An 18,913-nucleotide genomic window follows, 5' to 3' on the forward strand; every position below is an offset into this window, starting at 1 on the left:
GCAGTTGCCGTGATAAGTTCGGCGATCAGTCGATAATCTCGAATTTCGCACGGGTGGGCGATGATGGAGCTGGACGAACTCGACACGGCGTTGCTGACCCTCTTGCAGGAGGACGCGCGGCTGACGAACAAGGAACTGGCTGCCCGTCTGCACGTGGCACAGTCCACCTGCCTGGAGCGCATTCGCAGGCTGACCAAGCGCGGCATCCTGCGCGGCCAGCGCGCCGATATCGACCTGCGGAAGATCGGCCGAGGCACTCAGGCGCTGGTGGCCGTGCAGCTCCGCCCGCCGGACCGCACGGTGATCGACTCGTTCCAGGCGTTCGTGGCGGACCTGCCGGAAGTGCTGTCGTACTTCGTCATGTCCGGCAGCGACGACTTCCTGCTGCACGTCGCGGTGGCCGACAACGATCAGCTCAGCGCGTTCATCCTGGATCGCCTCACCCAACGGCGGGAGATCGTGCACGTGCGGACCTCGGTGATCTTCAGTCACGTCCAGCGTTCCGTGGTCGTACCGCTGCCGGACGACAGCGCTCAGGCGCGCTGACGTTCGGCCTGCTTGCGCATCAGCTCCTCGACCGGGCTCGGCAGGGTCGTCTCGAAGTCGATCATCTTCGCCCACGTCGGGGTCACGACGACGCGCACCATGCTCTCGTAGAGCGCGCGGACCCCGACCTCCCATTCGGCCCGCTGCTCGGGTGTCATCGTGTAGGTGCCGCTCATCTCCATGTACTCGTCCGGGATGCCGTCCACGGTGTCCAACTCGACCTGTCCACGGATGAGCAGGATCTTGGGCGGGTGCACCTCGGTGTCGATGGTCAGGGCGACCGTCGGGTTCTGGCGCAGGGCGTGCAGCTTCGGGGCGTTCGTCGGCGTGCACAACACGATCGTCGACCCGTTCCAGTGGAACCCGATCGGGATCGACCGGGGTGTGCCGTCCTTGGCGACGTATGCCAGGCGGGTGATGTCACGGGCCAGCATTTCCTGGCTCAGCGGACGGTTCAGCACCTCGTTGATCTCGTCCTGCGTCATTGTCTTCGTCATGCGATCACCCTCCCCCGGCCAGTGCGCATGCGTCTAATGCCAGCATTCTCGCTGATTCATAATCGGACTTGATACATGCGACTGTCGGTGTGACCAGGCACCATGATGAGGTGCTGTTCGCCGATGTCGTCGCCACGTCGGCCTCGGTCGCCGCGACGCGGTCGAGGTTGGCCAAGGTCACCGCGCTGGTCGAGTTGCTGCGCCGGGCCGAGCCGGGCGAGATCCAGCCGGTCGTCGCGTTCCTCGCCGGTGCGCCCCGACAGGGCCGCACCGGCACCGGCTGGCGCACGCTCGTCGCGCTCGACCGCACCCCGGCCGACCAACCGTCGCTGACGGTGTCCGATGTGGACAGTGCACTGGACGCGCTGGCGCGCACCAGCGGCAAGGGTTCCGCGCAGCAGCGTGCCGACATTCTCACCAAGCTGCACGACACGGCAACCGTTGCGGAGCAACGATTTCTGCTCCGGCTGCTCACCGGCGAGCTGCGGCAGGGCGCGCTGGAAGGCGTCATGCTGGACGCGATCGCCTCCGCCGCCGAACTGCCCGGCGACACGGTGCGGCGCGCGTTCATGCTGTCCGGCCGGCTCCCGGAGACCGCCGAGGCCGCGCTGACCGAGGGCGCGGAGGCGCTCGCCGCGTTCCGCCTCACACTGGGCCGCCCGGTGCGCCCGATGCTCGCCTCGCCGGCCAAGTCGCTCGCCGGCGCGCTCGGCGACCTGCCGTCCCGCATCGTCGAGTACAAGCTGGACGGCGCGCGCATCCAGGTACACAAGGACGGCGACGAGGTACACATCTACACCCGCACGTTGCGCGAGATCACCGACAGCGTGCCCGAACTGGTCCAGCTCGTGCGCGATTTACCCTGCGCGTCGGTGGTGCTCGACGGCGAGACACTGGCGCTCAACGACGACGGCCGCCCGCGCCCGTTCCAGGAGACCATGAGCCGCTTCGGCAGCACGGCCGACGAGCAGGTGCGCGCGCTGCTGCTGCGCCCGTACTTCTTCGACTGCCTGTACCTGGACGGCACCGACCTGATCGACGCGCCGCTGCGCGAGCGGAACGAGGCGCTGACCCGCACGGTCGGCGAGCACGTGATCCCGGGTGCCGTGCGGCCCACCGTCGAGGAGACCGACGAGTTGCTGAGCGCCGCGCTGGACGCCGGACACGAAGGTGTGGTGGTCAAGTCGCTGGACAGCCCGTACGCGGCCGGGCGGCGCGGCAAGGCGTGGCAGAAGGTCAAACCCGTGCACACGCTGGACCTCGTCGTGCTCGGCGCGGAGTGGGGGCACGGCCGGCGCACCGGATTCCTGTCCAACCTGCACCTCGGCGCGCGCGACCCGGACGGCGGCGAGCCGATCATGGTCGGCAAGACGTTCAAGGGGCTCACCGACGAGCTGCTGCGCTGGCAGACCGACGAGTTCCCGCGGCACGAGGCCCGGCGCGACGACTGGGCCGTGTACCTGCGGCCGGAGCTGGTCGTGGAGATCGCGCTGGACGGTGCGCAGGTCAGCACGCGGTACCCGGGTGGCGTGGCGCTGCGGTTCGCGCGGGTGGTGCGCTACCGCCCGGACAAGACGCCGGCCGAGGCGGACACGATCACCGCCGTCCAGGCGTTGCTTCCGGGCAGGTGAGGCTCGGCTTACTCGACGCTCCGCGAGTAAGTTCGTACGAATGAGCAATTCGGATGTCTACGACGCGGCTCGGCGAAGAATCACCGAACTCGTGACGCACGATTGGGCCGACATCGACGCCGACGTGCCGGCCTGCCCGGGGTGGACCGTGCGGGACGTCATCGCCCATCTGGCCGGCGGGCTCGCCGACTTCGCGGCGCGGCGGTTCGACGGTGTGGAGACCGGTGAGTGGGGCGAGCGGCAGGTACGCGACCGCCGCGAGCAGAGCATCGAGGACTCGCTCACGGAGTGGAACAACAACCGCGCGCGGGCCGGCGCGTTGTTCGACAGCCCGATGGGGCCGGTGCTGATCAGCGAGATCGTCCAGCACGAGCACGACATCCGCGGCGCGCTGAACCGGTCGGGCGCGCGGGACGGCACGGCGGTGCGCGCGGCGCTCACCCGCCCGCTGCAGGAGCTGGACAAGAAGATCAAGACGGCCGAACTGCCCGCGTTGAAGATCATTCTGGGGCACGGCGAGCGGGTCGTCGGCGACGGCGAACCCGTTGGCACACTGACGGTTTCGTCGTTCGAGATGCTGCGCGCGATCGGCGGCCGGCGCAGCCGCAAGCAGCTCTCCGAACTGAACTGGGACGTCGATCCGGAGCAGTGGCTGGACGTGCTGCCGCTGTTCGGCAAGCGCGCCGACGACCTGGCCGAATAGTCCACAAAGGACCGTTTGTCACCGGAATCCGATTTGCGGGCGTGGTTAGTGTCGGACCGTGACACCCGCAGTCGCCGTCACTGACTTGGTCAAACGGTACAAGAAGAACCCGAAGCCGGCCGTGGACGGCCTCAGCTTCGAGGTCCGCTCCGGCGAGGTCTTCGGACTGCTCGGCCCGAACGGCGCTGGCAAGACCACCACCGTTGGCGTGCTGACCACGCTCGTGATCCCCGATTCCGGCTCCGCGACCGTCGAGGGCGTGGACGTCGTCAAGAACCCGACGAAGGCGCACGAGCTGTTCGCCGTCGTGCCGCAGCGCAACAACCTCGACCGCTCGCTGAACATCCGGCAGAACCTGGTGTTCCACGCGCAGTACCACGGCGTCGGCCGGGCCGAGCGCAACCGGCTCGCCGACGAGATCCTGGAGCGGATGGGCCTTGCCGACCGGGCCAAGGACAAGATCGATATCGTCTCCGGCGGCCAGGCACAGCGCGTCATGATCGCCAGGGCGCTGATGCACAGGCCGAAGGTGCTGTTCCTGGACGAGCCGTCCACCGGGCTCGACCCGCAGGCCCGGCTGTTCGTGCACGACCGGATCACCGACCTGCGCGCGGACGGCGTGACCGTCGTGCTCACCACGCACGACATGGACGAGGCGGCCAAGCTGTGCGACCGGGTCGGCATCGTCGACCACGGCAAGCTGCTCGCACTCGACACCCCGGCCGCGCTCACCAGGAGCCTGCCCGGCAGCACGACGGTCGGCGTGACGGTCAGCCTCGCCGGCGTGCAGCCCGAGGCTGTCGCCGACGCTCTGTCCACTGTGGACGGTGTGGAGCGGGTCGAGGAGGTTGCCGACGGACCGTCCACTTCGGACTCCGGCCAGTTCCGGCTCTACACCGAGTCCGAGCCGGCCGTCGCACTTCCGTTGGTACTCAAGGTTCTCAGTGGTTTGAGCTGCGACGTGACCGACCTGTCGATCGGCACGCCGAGCCTGGAAGACGTGTTCATCCACCTGACCGGAAGGGAACTGCGGTGAACTCGGTCTCCTTGCGCACCTTCGGCGCCGTGCTCTGGCGCGACGTCTTCGTGACCGGGCGCGAAATGCTTCCGTTCCTCGCACAGGTGATCGTGCAGCCGTTCTTCACGCTGTTCATCTTCGGCAAGGTGCTCACCAGTATCGGTTATGTCGGCGGGAACTACGCCGAGATCCTGCTGCCCGGAATCGTCGCGCTGAACGGATTCCTCGGCGCGCTGCAGAACACCACGATGCCACTGATCATGGAATTCTCCTGGACGAGGGAAATCGAGGACCGGCTGCTCGCGCCGATCTCGGTGCCACTGGTCGCGGTGGAGAAGATGCTGTTCGGCGCGCTGCGCGGAATCGTGGCCGCGCTGGTGATGGTGCCGGTCGGATTCCTGATCCTGGACGGTGTTTCCTGGCCTGCGTCGACCTGGCTGCCGATCACCGGAATCGTCGTACTCGGTTCGCTGGTGGGTGCCGCCATCGGCATGGTGATCGGCACGTCGGTGCCGCCGCAGCGGATCAACATCCTGTTCGCGGTCATTCTGATGCCGCTGATGTTCACCGGTTCCACGCAGTTCCCGTGGGCGCAGTTGGACCATTTGCGGTGGTTCCAGGTGGTGTGCGCGCTGAATCCGCTCACCTACGTGAGTGAGGCCATGCGCGCGGAACTGGTGCCACATGTTCCGCACATCCCGATCTGGGTGAGCCTGCTGGTGATCGTGGCGTCCTGCGGTTTGTTCGGCGCACTCGGAATTCGTGGCTTCATCCGCCGGGCACTGAACTAACGACGTCCGGCGATCCGGTACCGGTGCGTCGCGAGCGGCACGACGACGGCCAGCAGCAGGAGCGACCACAGGATCGTCGCGGCGACCGGGTGCGTCAGCGGCCACACGTCCGACACCGGCGCACCCGGGTTGCCGAACAACTGGCGGCACGCGGCGACGAGCGCGGACACCGGGTTCCACTCGGCGATCGTCCGCAGCCAGGACGGCATGCCCTCGGTCGGCACGAACGTGTTCGACAGCATCGTGACCGGAAAGAACAGCGGCGTCAGCCGATCGGCCGTCTCCTCGTTGCGCACCAACAGTCCCAGCAACACGCCGAGCCAGTTGAACGCGTAGGTGAACAGCAGCAGCACACCGAAGCCGGCCAGGGTGGACCACAGTCCATTGTGGACACGCCAGCCGACGATCAGCCCCGCGATCGCCATGATCGCCATGCCGACCGCGCCCACCACGAGGTCGGCTCCGGTGTGTCCGAACGGGACGGCCGACCGTGCCATCGGCATCGACCGGTAGCGGTCCATCACGCCCTTGCCGTTGTCCGCCGCGACCCTGGCGATCGTGACCATCACGGCGGCCGTGGCACCCATCGCGAACAATCCCGGCATCAGGAACTCGCGGTAGTTTCCGCCGCCTGGCACGGGAATCGCGCTGCCGAAGATGTACCCGAAGATCACGATCATGATCACCGGCGAGATCAGCACACCCACCATTTCCCCCGGCGAGTGCCGCAGGTGCGTCAGGTTGCGTCGCATCACGGTCCAGCCGTCGGCGAGCGCCCAGCCCATCGCGTTCATGCCGCGACCTCCTCCTCGGCCGGCTTTCCGGTCAGTGCAAGGAAGACCTCGTCCAGGCTGGGTTCGCGCAGCGCCACGTCCACCGCGGCGACACCGGCCGCGTCCATCTCGCGTACCGCCGTCAACAACGACACCGCGCGCTCGTGCACCGCGGCGCTCACCGTCGTTCCGTCGACGGTGGGCTCGTTGCCGGTCAGCCGGGCCAGTGCGGCGGCCGCCGCCGGCGTGTCGTCCACAGTGGACACGACCACGTCCAGCCGGGAGCCGATCACCGCCTTGAGCCGCTCCGGCGAATCGGAGGCGATCACCCTGCCGTGGTCGACCACGGCGATGTCGTCGGCCAGCCGGTCCGCCTCGTCCAGGTACTGCGTGGTGAGCACGACCGTGGTGCCGCCGGCGACCAGCTCGCGCACGCTGCTCCAGATCTCGTTGCGGCTGCGGGGATCCAGGCCGGTGGTGGGCTCGTCCAGGAACAGCACCGGCGGCGCGGTGATCAGGCTCGCGATCAGATCCAGCCGCCGCCGCATCCCGCCGGAGTAGCCGCGCACCAATCGTCCGGCGGCATCGGTCAGGTCGAACCGTTCGAGCAACTCGTCGGCCCGCGCCTGGGCGCGCCGTTCGCCGAGGTGGTACAGCCGGCCGAACATGACCAGGTTCTCCCGCCCGGTCAGCTTCTCGTCAACGGCCGCGTGCTGGCCGGCCAGCCCGATCAGCTTCCGCACGCCGTCCGCGTCGCGCACCACGTCCCGCCCCGCGATGCTGGCGCTGCCCTGGTCCGGCACGAGCAGCGTGCAGAGCACCCGAACGGCGGTCGTCTTGCCGGCGCCGTTCGGCCCGAGCACGCCGCACACGGTCCCCTCGGTCACCCGCAAGTCCAAGCTCCGCAAGGCTTCCGTCGTGCCGAAGCGCTTGTGCAGCCCCTCGGCGACGACGATCGAGTCCACCATTTCCCCTCCTGTGGGTACGTTGTACGCACAAGCTACGCCAGTGGGTACGACGTACGCAACTAGGATGTCGGCCATGCCGGACAACGACGTGATCATCTGGGCGCGGCCCGAACGGCCCGCGCGCGGCAAGGCACCCGCGTACAGCCGCGACCAGATCGCCGCCGCCGCGGTGCGCATCGCCGACGCCGACGGCCTGGAGGCGGTCACCATGCGGCGGGTCGCCGCCGAGATCGGCGCCGGCGCGATGTCGCTGTACCGCTACGTGCGCAACAAGGACGAGTTGCACATGCTGATGGCCGACGTCGTGCTGCCCGACACCCTCGGCGAGCCGCCGGCCGACTGGCGAGAGGCCCTGCGCGAATACGCGCGCGGCGTGCGGCGGATCGTGCACGCGCACCCGTGGTTCCCGGTGGTGTCCGCCGAAGTCCAGGTCCCCGGCCCCAACATGATGCGCGGGCTGGAGTGGCTGATGTCCACTGTGGACGGTCTGGGGCTGGACATCGACGGCATGATGGAAGTCGCGTTCACCGTGCAGATCCTCGCCATCGGCTTCGCGCAGAACGAGATCGCCGAGGCGCGGGCACTGGCGCGCAGCGGCCTGACGCGCGAGCAGTGGCAGGCCCAGCAGGGGCCCTACGTCGAGGCCGTGATCAACAGCGGCGAGTTCCCCTACTTCACGCGGATCGTGCACGACGCGCGGATCCCGCACGAAGTCGAGGGCGAGGTGTTCGACCGCGCCCTCGACCGCGTGCTGAACGGGATCGCCGCCACGCTGCCACGCGGCACGAGGCGCTAGCGGCGCACCCATCACCGGGGGTTTGCCGTCGTTGAAGGCGCTCCGGACCGGGGTTTGGTGGTCTTGAAGACCACCAAACCCCGGTGCACGGTCAGCTGTGGTCCTCCAGCATCTCGGTGACCAGGGCGGCGATCGGTGAGCGTTCCGAGCGGGTGAGCGTCACGTGCGCGAACAGCGGGTGACCCTTCAACTTCTCGATCACCGCCGCGACGCCGTCGTGCCGGCCGACGCGCAGGTTGTCCCGCTGCGCGACGTCGTGGGTGAGCACCACCCGCGAGCCGGTGCCCAACCGGGACAGCACGGTCAGCAGCACGTTGCGCTCCAACGACTGCGCCTCGTCCACGATCACGAACGACTCGTGCAGCGAGCGTCCCCGGATGTGGGTCAGCGGGAGCACTTCGAGCATGCCGCGGTCGTGCACCTCGTCGATCACCGACTGGCTGACCAGGCCGCCGAGCGTGTCGAACACCGCCTGCGCCCAGGGCTGCATCTTCTCGTTCTCCGAGCCGGGCAGGTACCCGAGATCCTGGCCGCCGACCGCGTACACCGGCCGGAACACCACGACCTTGCGATGCAGCCGGCGTTCCATGACCGCCTCGAGGCCGGCGCACAGTGCCAGCGCCGACTTGCCGGTGCCGGCCCGCCCACCGAGTGACACGATGCCGACCTCGTTGTCCAGCAGCAGGTCCAGCGCGATCCGCTGCTCGGCGGACCGCCCGTGCAGGCCGAACGCCTCCCGGTCGCCGCGCACCAGCCGCACCTGCTTGTCGGCGGTCACCCGGCCGAGTGCGCTGGACGTGCCGGCCATCAGCCGCAGACCGGTGTTGCAGGGCAGCTCGCCGACGTCCTCCACGTCGTGCTCGATCAGGTCGACCGTGCCGTCCGCGAACAGCGCGTCCACGGCGTCCTGGGACACCTGCACGTCGGCCATGCCGGTCCAGCCGGACGGGGTGACCTCCTGGGCGCGGTACTCGTCCGCGTCGAGGCCGACCGCGCCCGCCTTCACCCGCAGCGGGATGTCCTTGGTGACGAGGGTGACGTCGTGTTTCTCGGCGCCGAGGTTGAGCGCGCAGGCGAGGATCCGCGCGTCGTTGGAGTCGGTGCGGAACCCGGGCGGGAGCACCGACGGATCGGAGTGGTTCAGCTCGACGTGCAGAGTGCCGCCGGCGTCGCCGATCGGCACCGGCTTGTCGAGCCGGCCGTGCCGCAGCCGAAGGTCGTCCAGCATGCGCAGGGTCTCCCTGGCGAACCAGCCGAGTTCGGGGTGATGCCGTTTCCCCTCCAGTTCACTGATGACGACCAGTGGGAGCACGACGGAGTGCTCCGCGAAGCGGGTGACCGCCCACGGGTCGGAGAGCAGCACCGACGTGTCGAGCACGTAGGTGCGACATTGCTTGGACGGGGACGAGGTGGCCGAAGAGCCGGAGGAACGGCTGGTGGTGCGCCTACGTGAAGCGGTCACGGCAACTCCCTCGCGAACGCGGCACCACGTCCGCTCCTCGGTGGGCCGGGCACCCACCCTGGCTGGTACGGCACGCCACCACCGGGGTCACCGGTGGGGGCATCGCCTCCCACGAGGGCCGGGTGCCGGCCCCCTCGCAACATCCGCCACGACCAGGGCCTCCCGGAACGAGCCGCATCGTCCACGACCCGTCTACTTCGGAAGCTACCCGGAATCGGCTCACCTTCACAGGCAGCCACACAGGTGATTTCCCGATTCGTCACTCTTCGGACACACGCCGCCCCCACCGGCCGCCCGCGAGCGGCGGGACCCTAGGGGTTACCTACGGGTCGCGCAAAACCGCACCACTGAACCGAGTGATCTTTCCCGGGAAATGTCCCACGATCGGCTTACTAACGGTGCGTATCCGGCCCGGTACGCGTAAGTTTTTCCAATGAGCGCGCCACGCCAAATCGGCCGCTCGGCAATTGCCTTTCAACAAAGGAGCGTAATTCACATGCTGAAGAAGGCTGCCGTTGTCGCCGCTATCGCAGCAGGGACCATCGCTGTCGGCTCGCCGGCGCTCGCCGCCGGCAAGACCGACCACCCGAAGCCCCCGCACCAGATCGGTCTGATCAACGTCGGCGGCGACGTGCTGAACAACCTGTGCGTCGCGCCGTGGTACTGGAACGGCCCGATCACCCTGAACCTGGGCACTGTCACGTCCTACACCGCCTGCAACGGCAACGAGGGCTGAGCGCAGCCAGACTCGCTGGTGGCGGGGGTGCACGCGAATCTTCGCGATGCATCCCCGCCGTTGGCGCGCACTTTGTATTTAAGAACCGAAACGTCGGTGGCGTACCGCGTAATCGCGAAGCGCGCGCAAGAAGTCGGTACGCCGAAAATCGGGCCAGTACGCCTCGGTGAACCAGAATTCCGAGTGCGCCGACTGCCATAGCAGGAACCCGGACAATCGCTGTTCACCGGAGGTTCGAATGACGAGGTCCGGATCCGGCTGGCCGGAGGTGTAGAGATGTTCCGCGATGTGGTCCACGTCGAACGCCTCGGCCAGTTCCTCGATCGAGGTCCCCGCCTCGGCCTGCTGCTGGAGGATCTTACGGACCGCGTCCGCGATCTCCCGTCGCCCCCCGTAACCAACGGCGACGTTGACTTCCATCCCGGTTCGGCCGTCCGTGCGCAACGCCGCGGCCGACAGCCGTGCGGCGGTCTCCGTGGGTAGCACGTCCAGCGCCCCGATGATGCGCAGCCGCCACGGATTCTCCGGCTCGGCCAGCTCGTCCACGACACCGCCGATGATCTCCAGCAGCGGCCCCAGCTCCGACTCCGGCCGGTTGACGTTGTCCGTCGACAGCAACCACAGCGTGACGACCTGGACCTTCGCCTCCTGGCACCAGCCGAGCAGGTCCGCGATGCGCTGCGCGCCCACCCGATGACCGTCGTTGACGTCGGTGAACCCCGCTTCCCGGGCCCACCTGCGGTTGCCGTCCAGCACCACGCCGACATGCCTCGGCCGGTCGAGGTCGGCCAACTGCCCGATCAACTGTCGCTCGTAGAAGCGATAGACCAGTTCCCTGACGCGGACCCGAAGACTCACATCTGCGCACGGTACGCCGTCCTCCGTAACCCCGTAATCGTGCGGGTCGACTCAGTCACGAGGTAGCCATGCAACGCAGACAGCCCGCCGCCACCCGCCGTCTCGCACTGGTCCTCGGCATCGGCGTGATCGCCATGCCCTACCTGGTGAACAGCTGGCAGGAGGCCGGCACCGGTGCCGCGTCGCCGGCCGACGCGCACCACCACGACGTCGTCCCGGCGGCCGCGATGGAACCGTTCGCCCGTCCGCTGCCGCGCGCCGGATGGGTGGTGAGCGAGGACGCCGGCCGGTCGATCACCGTCGACATGCGCCGCGTCCACCCGGTGTCGGGGCTGCGGTACACGCCGCGCGGGAACGCGATCGAACGGTACGAGATCCGGCTGAGCCCCGACGGCAGGACGTGGAGCGCACCGGTCGCCACCGGCACGCTCGCGGACGACACCGAGACCAAGACCCTCCAGTTCGCGACGGCGCACGCCAGGATGGTCCGGCTCACCGCGCTGTCGACGGCCCGCCCCGCCGAGCCGGTCGGCGCGGCCCAGATCGACGTCCTCGGCTCACCGCCGGCGTCCACCGACAAGGCCGGGAAAGCCGTCAGAGCACCGGGAGCGTGGGACCCCGTCATCGGGTTCCCGATCGTCCCGGCGGCCGCCGCCGTCCTGCCCAACGGCAAGCTGCTCACCTGGTCGGCCGTCGGATCCGACTACTCGGCGCTGGACAGCAAGGCCACCCAGACGGCCGTCCTGGACCCGATCACGCGCGTGGTCGGGCGCAAGCAGATCGACGACACCGGCCACGAGATGTTCTGCCCCGGCGTGTCCCGCGACCCCGATGGCCGGGTGGTGGTGACCGGCGGCTCCGACGCCAACAAGACCAGCGTCTACGACCCGGGGTCCGATCGCTGGTCGGTCGGCCCGGCGATGAACGTGCCACGCGGCTATCACGGGCAGGTCACGCTGTCCAACGGGGACACGTTCCTGGTCGGCGGCTCGTGGCACGGTGGCCTCGGCGGCAAGAGCGGCGAGGTCCTCTCGCGCGCGGAGAACACGTGGCGCATGCTCCCCGGGGTGTCACCGGACCCGTTCCTCACCCGCGACCCCGGCGGCGTCTACCGGCAGGACAACCACGCCTGGCTGTTCGCCGCCTCGCGCGGCCGGGTGTTCCACGCCGGGCCGAGCACACAGCTCAACTGGGTCAGCACCGCCGGCGAGGGGTCGGTCACGCTGGCGGGCATTCGCGGCGGGATCGACGCGGTCAACGGCAACGCGGTGATGTACGACATCGACAAGATCCTCACCGTCGGCGGCGCCACCGCGTACGAGAACGCCGACGCCACGACGGACGCGTACGTGATGGACATCGGCGGTCCGGCTCCCGTGGTGCACCGGACCGGCGGCCTGAACGTGCCCAGGACGTTCATCAACAGCGTCGTGCTCCCGGACGGCAAGGTGATCACGTTCGGCGGAATGCGGTACGCGGAGCTGTTCGCCGACCGGACGGCCGTGCTCGAACCGGAGATGTGGGACCCGGCGACCGGCGCGTTCACCACGCTGGCGCCCGCCGCGGTGCCCCGGGCGTACCACAGCGTCGCGGTGCTGCTGCCGGACGGCAGGGTGTTCTCCGGCGGCGGCGGCCTGTGCGGGCAGTGCGCCACCAACCACCCGGACGGCCAGATCTTCACCCCGCCGAACCTGCTCGACGCCGAGGGCCGGCCGAAGCCGAGGCCGGTGATCACCGAGGCGCCGGGGACGGTGGCGCCAGGCGATGAGATCACCGTCCGAGCCGACCGGCCGATCGCCGGACTCGCGCTGGTGCGCGCGGGCGGTGCGACCCACACGGTGGACAACGACCAGCGCAGGGTGCCGCTCGCGGTGGCCGGAGTGTCGGACAACCAGCGCGTCGCGGTGCCCGGCGACCCCGGCATCGTGCCACCCGGGTACTACATGCTGTTCGCGTTGGACGAGCAGGGAACGCCGAGCGTCTCCGCGCCCGTGTTCGTGCGGTAGGCGCACACTGGGACCATGCATCGCACCGAGGTCGATCCGCGCTGGCAGGACATCGAGGTCATCGAACGGCTGGCGCGCGAGTCGCGCACGATCGCGGTCGTCGGGCTGAGCGACGATCCGACGCGGCCGAGCCACCGGGTGGCGAGCTATCTGCGCGGCGCGGGCATGACGATCCTGCCGGTCAACCCGAAGATCGAGACCTGGCAGGGGCTGCGCGCGTACCCGTCACTGGACGCGCTCGAGAAGCCGGTGGACATCGTGGACGTGTTCCGGCGGCCCGAGCACGCCGTTGCGCTGGCCGAGCAGGCGGTCGCGATCGGTGCCGGCGCGCTGTGGCTGCAGATGGGCGTGATCAACGACGAGGCGGCGCGGATCGCCTCGGACGGCGGGCTGGACGTGGTGATGGACCGCTGCCTGCTGGTCGAGCACCGCGAAGTCGTCGGCTGGAGCTAGTGACTCCCCCTACTAGTGGATGACGCGAGAACCTACGGTGCCGTAGCCTCAAAGGCGTGACAGCAGCGACCCTCGAGCGGCCGCCTGGTCCGCACATCAAGCCCCGCATGCGCGGGAAGATCCACTTCTGGTCCTTCTTCGTCTCGATCGCCACCGGTGCCACGCTGATCTCGCTCGCCGCCGCCACGGTGTCGGGCAAGGCGGCACTGGCCACCTCGGTGTACGGCGCGACGGTGCTGGGCCTGTTCGGCGTGAGCGCGCTGTACCACCGGCGATGGTGGGCCAGCCTGACCGTGCGCGCCTGGATGAAGCGCCTCGACCACTCGATGATCTTCCTGTTCATCGCCGGCACGTACACGCCGTTCTGCCTGCTGGCCATGCCGGAGTCGACGGGGTACGTGGTGCTCGGCGTGGTGTGGGGCGGCGCGGTGGCCGGCGTGGCGCTGAAGTTGCTGTGGCCGCACGCGCCGAGGTGGATCGGCACGCCGATCTACATCGCGCTCGGCTGGGTCGCCGTGTTCGTACTGCCCGACCTGGCCCACCACGCCGGAGTCGCGGCGCTGGTGCTGCTGCTGGTCGGCGGCGGGTTCTACACGCTCGGCGCGGTCTTCTACGCCACCCGCTGGCCCGACCCGTGGCCGCGCGTGTTCGGCCACCACGAGTTCTTCCACGCGGCGACCGTGCTCGCCGCGATCTGCCACTACATCGCGATCTGGCTCGCCATGTATCCCTGAGCCGCCGTACAGTTGTCTCCCACCAGTTATTGGTCCGGGGGGGGATCATGACGCGCGGAGTGTTGGACGGGGCGTTCGCCCTGCTCGAGGCGTTGGACGGGCGCGAACTGAGGCCGTCGGAGTTGGCCAAGTACTGCGGGCTGCCGAAGACCACGACACACCGGATGCTCGACCAGCTCGTCGCCCTCGGGGCGGTCGAGCGGGCCGGCGAGCACTACCGGATCGGCCACACGCTGTTCCGGCTCGGCGCGACCTGGACCCCGGCCGGCCGGCTGAGCGCGGCCGCGCGGGCTGCGGCACGGGGGCTGGCCGCCACGAGATCCGACTGCACCGTCGGGCTGGTCGCCTTCTCCGACTCGCGCACGATCGTGGTGAACACGCTGCACGGTGAACGGTTCCCGGGCGGCTTTCCGTCCCCCGGGACGATCGTGCCGGCCGGGATGGAGCCGGACCTGGTGCGCGCCGCGTTCGCGCCGGACACCGATCCGCCGGACGGGTACACCACAACCGAATGGCGCCGCCTGGTGTGGGCCGTGCGGGCCCGCGACGGCGTGGTGACCACTGGCCAGTACTTCGGTGACCTCGGCTTGTCGGTGGCCGGCGCTCCGGTCCGCGATCGCTCCGGCACGGCCATCGGCGCGATCGGCATCGTCGTGCACGGGCACACCCCGGTGCACAAGCTGGAGCCGCTGGTGCTCCGGGCGGCCCGGCTCACCAGCGGCACTCTCGCTCGATCCGTCAGCCGGTAGCGACCACCGCCCGCTCGGTCTCCAGGCGCAGGTCGAGCGCCGCGTAGTCGTCGTCGGCGAGCGCGATCGCGTCGGGCAGCGGCATCACGGTCGGCAGGTCGAACCGCTCGACGATCGCGGTGATCCGCTCGGCGAAGCCACCGCTCACGACGTGCACCGGGATGTCCAGCTCCGCGAGGGTGACCAGCAGCATGTCGTCGATGATCTCCCGGAACCGCTCGTTCATCGGGCGGTGCCCGTCGTCGGTGATCGGCAGCTCGTGGCGGAGGTGCACGAACGCGTCGTAGGTGCCCTTCACGTGCTGCTTGAACGCGAACCCGAACTGGTCGACCACCTTCGCGAAGAAGGCCATCTCGTCCTCGGCCACCGGCACCTGGTCGCGGTGCGCGGTCGCGTTCGGGTTCATGCCGTGCCGGACACGTGCCGCGCCGTACAGCCATTCCTGCAGCGACGAGCCGTCGGACAGGAAATGGTCGCCGAGCAATCCCTCCTGTACCGCCCTGCCCGTGTGGCGACGCAGCATCAACTGCAGGAATTCGGCCGGCGTGACCTCCGCGAGCTTCTTTCCCGGCACGGCGCTCGGTAGGATCTCCCGAATCGCCTTGGCCAGGGTGCGCGGAATTCCGGTGTAGTGCGACAGTGCCATCACCGTTCGCGTCTTGCCGGACGAATAGGTACCGGAAACAGCCAACTTCATCACCGATCTCCTGTCACGTCGTAGGCGTAATCCGGCAGTTCGTGCGCGAACGACGACCGCAGTTCGACGCCGCCGCACTTCGCCTCGATATCGACCGAGCGCCACACTCCGCCGCGCAACGGGAGCAACTGCTTCCGCGTGATGGCCGCTTCCGTGGCGATTTCCCCAGACCACGGTCGCCGAGGACCACTGGATTCCAGAACGGTTTTGAGCATCCACAGCGTGTTGCTGTCGCTGCGCTTGACGGCGTCCATTTCGTACATCATCACCTGCGCCAGTTGAAGATTGCCGACGAAGCAGTCGATCAGCGAAACGGACGGCTGATACGCGCCGTCGATACCGTCGGACACTCGCCCGTCCTGTGCGATCCGCAGCCGCGCCGAGGACCGCCGGCCGTCCAGGTCCACGACGACGTCGGAGATCCGGTGCGACCGCCGGCGGAACCCGTCGCCGTAGAACCGCCCGCCGGCCTCACCGACGGCCTCCTCGATCGACCGGAACGTGCCCGCGGCACCCTCGTCCACTCGCGGGTGGACGATCTCGCAGCGTGCCCGCATCGTGCCGATCGCGCAGTCGTACACGGAAACGGCCTCGTCGCGGGCAGTGTGCCGCTCGCGCAGGGTGGCCGCGCCGTGCAGGCCGTCGAGTTCCTCCTGCGGCCGGGTGCCCGCGCGCAGCGTGATCTTCCTGAGCCAGGCTCGCCGCCGCGCGTCGGCGTCCAGGCCCGCCGCGGCCAGGTGCACCTCGCACAGTTGGACGCCGAGTACGAGCATGTCGACCGTGCTTAGGTGCGGCCGCAGGTCGCCGGCCGCCTTGCGCGACCAGTCCACCGGATATCGGACACCGACCGTCGACCGAACCCCCGCGCCGTCGACGGCGATGTCACCGACGTCGTATTCGGCACGGCGGTAGCCGTTTCCGAAGAATCGGGTCTCCGCCGGCCCGAGATAGTCGTCAACCGAATTAAGACGCAATCGCGTCGCCTCGACGGTCGTCATGCCGACCCCCCGCGCGCCGACTCGTACGCCGCGACAAGGTCGTCGACGGACCGTATATCCGAAACGGCGACCTCCTCGGAAGCGAACGGGTCGACGCCGGTGGCCGCCTCCAGTTGAATGAGCAGGCGGGCGAGCGCCAACGAGTTGATCCCCAGTTCGTACAACTCGTCCCCGCCGGAGAATTCGGTGCTCTCGTCGAGCACGTCCAGCAGAATGGTGTTGATCTCGGACAGTACGGTGGACCGTACGTCGGTTTGCGTCAGCATGTTATTCCCCCATCGACAACAATTGTCTGCCCCGTGATGAACGAGGCCTCTTCAGAACACAGGAACATCGCGGCGTCCGCCATCTCGTCGATGCCGGCCAGCCTTCCCAGTGGCGTCCTGCGCTGAATTCTCTTCCTGTTCTCCTCGGTCACTTCGGCGGTCATCTCGGTATCGAAGAACCCCGGCACGACCGAGTTGACCCGAATGTTGAGCGGGCCGAGCTCGCGGGCGAGACTGCGGCCGAAACCGTCCAGCCCCGCCTTCGCCGCCGAGTAGACGGCGACACCGCGGAAGCCGCGGATCGCGTTGATCGACGACACGTTCACGATCACGCCGCCCCGCTGCCGGCACATCGCGCGGGCACAGGCGTGCGCCAGCGTGACCGGCGCGACCAGGTTCGCCGTGATCAGCCGTTCGATCGCGGCGGGCGGTGTGGTCACGAACAACTCCTGGTGCAGCACACCCGCGTTGTTCACCAGCAGGTCGACCCGCCCGAACCGGCCGAGCACGTCGGCCACGAACCCGCGCAGCGTGTCCGGCTGCCCGAGGTCCGCCGCCTGCCACCAGAACGACTCGCCGGCGGCGGCCTCGGTCCGCTCGACGAACTCCCCCGCCGAACGACTGAACGTGGCGACCCGCCACCCCCGCTTCAGCAGCCGCTCGACCAGCACGCTGCCCAGCCCTCTGCTCCCCCCGCTGACGATCGCCACGGGAGTGTCGGCCGGCGCCGTCACACCGTGCTCCGGACCTTCTTGAACCGGTCGGAGTGCTGCGCCCGGGTCGTCACCTCGATCAACGCCGGGACCTTGAACGGTTCCAGCCTGCCGGCGCTGAACGCGCGGATCCGTTCCCGCAGCGACGATTCCGCCTCGTGCTCGGCCAGCCGGACGGTGGCCTTCACGACCATTCCGGTCACCGGGCTCGGATGCCCGGACACCGTCGCCTCGACCACGTTCGGGATCTCCAGCAGCAGGTTCTCCACCTCGGCCGGGTACACCTTCTCGCCGCCGACGTTGATGATCTCCGACCGCCGGCCGAGCACCCTGATGTAGTCGCCGTCGGTCTCGACCACGTCCTGGGTGTTGAAGAATCCCTCGTCGTCGAATGGCGCCGGCGCGTTCAGGTAGCCGAGCATCGCCATGTCCGACTTGATCCACAGCACGTTGTCCACGATCTTGTGCCGGAAGCCGTCGTCGCCGAGCGCGAACCACAGCTCGCCGTCGCTCCTGGACCTGGTGGGCAGGATCCCCAACTCGGAGAGCCCGTAGGTCTGCTTGAACCGGACATTCGGTAGTGCTGCGGTCAGCTTTCGCAGCGTCAGTTCCGGCATCGGCTCCGTGCCATAGGTGATGAGCCGCAATGATTCCGTCGAATGGCGTCCGAGCGCTCCCGAGATGAGCACCATATTGAGAAATGTCGGCGTCGTCGGGAGCACACCGACCCGATGCGCCGCGATCGTGGCGAATACTTGATCCGGTGTCCGTTCGGCCACCGTCACCACGGTCCCACCCTGGCTCAGGGTGTGGAACAGGGTGTTGATCCCGCCGATGTGGTCGAGGTTGAGAAACGAAAGAATGCGCTTGCCGCGCTTCTGGTCACCGTATTTGGCGAGCAGCTTGTCGAAGTCGAGAACGGACGCCTTGCTGCGGCCCGTGGTGCCGGAGCTGAACAGTACGAGGCCGGGCCGGGCCTCGTCCCTGAGCCCGCGGTACAGCTCGTGGCCGGCCAGCACGTGCCGGTGTTCGCAGTGCCGATCACCGGTGTCGTCCACCGTGATCACCACCTCGACCTCGGCGATGTCGAGGAACTCGGCGCGTTTGGCCGCCGCGGGCGAGTTGAGCGGCACCGCGATCGCCCGCCGGTCGACCAGCGCGAGCAGCCCGGCACAGGTGTGCGGTGACGATCGCCCGTCCAGCGCGACGACCTGCCCCGGCCGGACGTCGTGCCGGTCGAGATAATCGCGCCAATCGTCGAGCCCGTCCAGCAGTTCGGCGTATCCGTACGTTTTCCCGTCGAACACGACGGCATCGGAATTGCCGAAACTACTCAGCCCGCGCAGAAACGCATGACTCACTGAATGCATTTAACTCTCCCCCAAGAGTATTCCCCCACATGGGCAGCCTCCGCTGCCACATCCGAGAAGAACTTAAAGCCTCGAGCACTGGCAGGCAATACCAGGATGGGGTACCCGTTCAGCTACCCCACCTTTCGACCGTGCTCGAAATTCGCAG

The 18,913-nt window shown here is 68.7% G+C and carries 21 protein-coding genes; 11 read left to right on the top strand and 10 right to left on the bottom strand.

Features of this window, described 5'->3' with window-relative positions; translation table 11 throughout:
• Positions 1-69: 69 nt before the first annotated feature.
• Complete coding sequence (locus EV193_RS01495; protein WP_130342839.1) at positions 70-546, top strand: Lrp/AsnC family transcriptional regulator; 477 nt, start codon at positions 70-72, stop codon at positions 544-546.
• On the opposite strand, the gene EV193_RS01500 is transcribed toward EV193_RS01495, so the two are convergent.
• Positions 534-1,031 (bottom strand): pyridoxamine 5'-phosphate oxidase family protein, encoded by a 498-nt coding sequence (locus tag EV193_RS01500; protein WP_130342840.1) that lies wholly within the window; start codon positions 1,029-1,031, stop codon positions 534-536. The genes EV193_RS01495 and EV193_RS01500 overlap by 13 nt on opposite strands.
• A 122-nt stretch (positions 1,032-1,153) precedes the next feature.
• Here EV193_RS01500 and EV193_RS01505 point away from each other — a divergent pair, with 122 nt between their 5' ends.
• Genes EV193_RS01505 through EV193_RS01520 form a run of 4 tightly spaced genes read left to right on the top strand, consistent with a single transcriptional unit; the run spans position 1,154 to position 5,186 of the window.
• Entirely contained in the window at positions 1,154-2,674 is a 1,521-nt protein-coding gene (locus EV193_RS01505) for an ATP-dependent DNA ligase (RefSeq protein ID WP_130342841.1), read from the top strand.
• Between the two features lie 40 nt (positions 2,675-2,714).
• Positions 2,715-3,377 carry a maleylpyruvate isomerase family mycothiol-dependent enzyme gene (locus tag EV193_RS01510; RefSeq protein ID WP_130342114.1) on the top strand — a complete coding sequence of 221 codons (663 nt, stop codon included), beginning with the start codon at positions 2,715-2,717 and terminating at the stop codon, positions 3,375-3,377.
• 58 nt (positions 3,378-3,435) lie between these two features.
• Positions 3,436-4,413 (top strand): ABC transporter ATP-binding protein, encoded by a 978-nt coding sequence (locus EV193_RS01515; RefSeq protein WP_130342115.1) that lies wholly within the window; start codon positions 3,436-3,438, stop codon positions 4,411-4,413.
• Positions 4,410-5,186, top strand: coding sequence for an ABC transporter permease (locus tag EV193_RS01520; protein WP_130342116.1), 777 nt, complete (start codon positions 4,410-4,412; stop codon positions 5,184-5,186). The genes EV193_RS01515 and EV193_RS01520 overlap by 4 nt, the downstream gene beginning before the upstream one ends.
• On the opposite strand, the gene EV193_RS01525 is transcribed toward EV193_RS01520, so the two are convergent.
• The gene (locus EV193_RS01525; protein ID WP_130342117.1) at positions 5,183-5,980 is read right to left on the bottom strand and encodes an ABC transporter permease; all 798 of its coding nucleotides are present in this window, start codon (positions 5,978-5,980) and stop codon (positions 5,183-5,185) included. The two genes, EV193_RS01520 and EV193_RS01525, sit on opposite strands and share 4 nt — an antisense overlap.
• A complete protein-coding gene (locus tag EV193_RS01530) occupies positions 5,977-6,927 on the bottom strand; it encodes an ATP-binding cassette domain-containing protein (RefSeq protein ID WP_130342118.1) in 951 nt (316 codons plus the stop codon). The genes EV193_RS01525 and EV193_RS01530 overlap by 4 nt, the downstream gene beginning before the upstream one ends.
• Positions 6,928-7,000: 73 nt before the next feature.
• Here EV193_RS01530 and EV193_RS01535 point away from each other — a divergent pair, with 73 nt between their 5' ends.
• Positions 7,001-7,723, top strand: a complete 723-nt coding sequence (locus EV193_RS01535; RefSeq protein ID WP_242613082.1) for a TetR/AcrR family transcriptional regulator — start codon at positions 7,001-7,003, stop codon at positions 7,721-7,723.
• Between the two features lie 91 nt (positions 7,724-7,814).
• On the opposite strand, the gene EV193_RS01540 is transcribed toward EV193_RS01535, so the two are convergent.
• A complete protein-coding gene (locus EV193_RS01540) occupies positions 7,815-9,101 on the bottom strand; it encodes an RNA 5'-3' helicase PhoH2 (protein ID WP_130342842.1) in 1,287 nt (428 codons plus the stop codon).
• Between the two features lie 580 nt (positions 9,102-9,681).
• Here EV193_RS01540 and EV193_RS01545 point away from each other — a divergent pair.
• The gene (locus EV193_RS01545; protein ID WP_207222451.1) at positions 9,682-9,921 is read left to right on the top strand and encodes a hypothetical protein; all 240 of its coding nucleotides are present in this window, start codon (positions 9,682-9,684) and stop codon (positions 9,919-9,921) included.
• 78 nt (positions 9,922-9,999) lie between these two features.
• Here the strand turns inward: EV193_RS01545 and EV193_RS01550 are convergent, their stop codons facing one another.
• Positions 10,000-10,779 (bottom strand): isoprenyl transferase, encoded by a 780-nt coding sequence (locus EV193_RS01550; RefSeq protein ID WP_130342120.1) that lies wholly within the window; start codon positions 10,777-10,779, stop codon positions 10,000-10,002.
• A 68-nt stretch (positions 10,780-10,847) separates the two neighbouring features.
• Between EV193_RS01550 and EV193_RS01555 the strand changes: the two genes are divergently transcribed.
• From EV193_RS01555 to EV193_RS01570, 4 genes are all read left to right on the top strand, one after another.
• Entirely contained in the window at positions 10,848-12,785 is a 1,938-nt protein-coding gene (locus EV193_RS01555; RefSeq protein ID WP_130342121.1) for a galactose oxidase family protein, read from the top strand.
• A gap of 15 nt (positions 12,786-12,800) precedes the next feature.
• Positions 12,801-13,238: a CoA-binding protein gene (locus EV193_RS01560; RefSeq protein ID WP_130342122.1), complete on the top strand. Its 438-nt coding sequence runs from the start codon at positions 12,801-12,803 to the stop codon at positions 13,236-13,238.
• A gap of 107 nt (positions 13,239-13,345) precedes the next feature.
• Positions 13,346-13,972: a PAQR family membrane homeostasis protein TrhA gene (gene trhA, locus EV193_RS01565; RefSeq protein WP_130342844.1), complete on the top strand. Its 627-nt coding sequence runs from the start codon at positions 13,346-13,348 to the stop codon at positions 13,970-13,972.
• 47 nt (positions 13,973-14,019) lie between these two features.
• The gene (locus EV193_RS01570; protein ID WP_130342123.1) at positions 14,020-14,721 is read left to right on the top strand and encodes a helix-turn-helix domain-containing protein; all 702 of its coding nucleotides are present in this window, start codon (positions 14,020-14,022) and stop codon (positions 14,719-14,721) included.
• On the opposite strand, the gene EV193_RS01575 is transcribed toward EV193_RS01570, so the two are convergent.
• The 5 genes from EV193_RS01575 to EV193_RS01595 are packed head-to-tail and all read right to left on the bottom strand — an operon-like array spanning position 14,711 to position 18,756.
• Positions 14,711-15,418, bottom strand: coding sequence for an AAA family ATPase (locus EV193_RS01575; protein WP_130342124.1), 708 nt, complete (start codon positions 15,416-15,418; stop codon positions 14,711-14,713). The genes EV193_RS01570 and EV193_RS01575 overlap by 11 nt on opposite strands.
• Positions 15,418-16,416 carry an AvrD family protein gene (locus tag EV193_RS01580; protein ID WP_130342125.1) on the bottom strand — a complete coding sequence of 333 codons (999 nt, stop codon included), beginning with the start codon at positions 16,414-16,416 and terminating at the stop codon, positions 15,418-15,420. Before EV193_RS01580 ends, EV193_RS01575 begins: the two co-directional genes overlap by 1 nt.
• Positions 16,413-16,682, bottom strand: a complete 270-nt coding sequence (locus EV193_RS01585) for a phosphopantetheine-binding protein (protein ID WP_130342126.1) — start codon at positions 16,680-16,682, stop codon at positions 16,413-16,415. Before EV193_RS01585 ends, EV193_RS01580 begins: the two co-directional genes overlap by 4 nt.
• On the bottom strand, positions 16,676-17,416 hold the full coding sequence (locus EV193_RS01590; RefSeq protein ID WP_207222452.1) for an SDR family NAD(P)-dependent oxidoreductase: 741 nt from the start codon (positions 17,414-17,416) through the stop codon (positions 16,676-16,678). Before EV193_RS01590 ends, EV193_RS01585 begins: the two co-directional genes overlap by 7 nt.
• Complete coding sequence (locus tag EV193_RS01595) at positions 17,413-18,756, bottom strand: class I adenylate-forming enzyme family protein (RefSeq protein ID WP_207222453.1); 1,344 nt, start codon at positions 18,754-18,756, stop codon at positions 17,413-17,415. Before EV193_RS01595 ends, EV193_RS01590 begins: the two co-directional genes overlap by 4 nt.
• Positions 18,757-18,913: the final 157 nt, after the last annotated feature.

Source organism: Herbihabitans rhizosphaerae (assembly GCF_004216555.1).
Lineage (GTDB): Bacteria > Actinomycetota > Actinomycetes > Mycobacteriales > Pseudonocardiaceae > Herbihabitans > Herbihabitans rhizosphaerae.

Coding starts and splice junctions, on each gene's coding strand:
- EV193_RS01560 (WP_130342122.1), top strand. CDS start 12,801: ATGCATCGCACCGAGGTCGATCCGCGCTGGCAGGACATCGAGGTCATC.
- EV193_RS01555 (WP_130342121.1), top strand. CDS start 10,848: ATGCAACGCAGACAGCCCGCCGCCACCCGCCGTCTCGCACTGGTCCTC.
- EV193_RS01545 (WP_207222451.1), top strand. CDS start 9,682: ATGCTGAAGAAGGCTGCCGTTGTCGCCGCTATCGCAGCAGGGACCATC.
- EV193_RS01500 (WP_130342840.1), bottom strand. CDS start 1,031: ATGACGCAGGACGAGATCAACGAGGTGCTGAACCGTCCGCTGAGCCAG.
- EV193_RS01580 (WP_130342125.1), bottom strand. CDS start 16,416: ATGACGACCGTCGAGGCGACGCGATTGCGTCTTAATTCGGTTGACGAC.
- EV193_RS01525 (WP_130342117.1), bottom strand. CDS start 5,980: ATGAACGCGATGGGCTGGGCGCTCGCCGACGGCTGGACCGTGATGCGA.
- EV193_RS01510 (WP_130342114.1), top strand. CDS start 2,715: ATGAGCAATTCGGATGTCTACGACGCGGCTCGGCGAAGAATCACCGAA.
- EV193_RS01585 (WP_130342126.1), bottom strand. CDS start 16,682: ATGCTGACGCAAACCGACGTACGGTCCACCGTACTGTCCGAGATCAAC.
- EV193_RS01535 (WP_242613082.1), top strand. CDS start 7,001: ATGCCGGACAACGACGTGATCATCTGGGCGCGGCCCGAACGGCCCGCG.
- EV193_RS01530 (WP_130342118.1), bottom strand. CDS start 6,927: ATGGTGGACTCGATCGTCGTCGCCGAGGGGCTGCACAAGCGCTTCGGC.
- trhA (WP_130342844.1), top strand. CDS start 13,346: ATGCGCGGGAAGATCCACTTCTGGTCCTTCTTCGTCTCGATCGCCACC.
- EV193_RS01575 (WP_130342124.1), bottom strand. CDS start 15,418: ATGAAGTTGGCTGTTTCCGGTACCTATTCGTCCGGCAAGACGCGAACG.
- EV193_RS01570 (WP_130342123.1), top strand. CDS start 14,020: ATGACGCGCGGAGTGTTGGACGGGGCGTTCGCCCTGCTCGAGGCGTTG.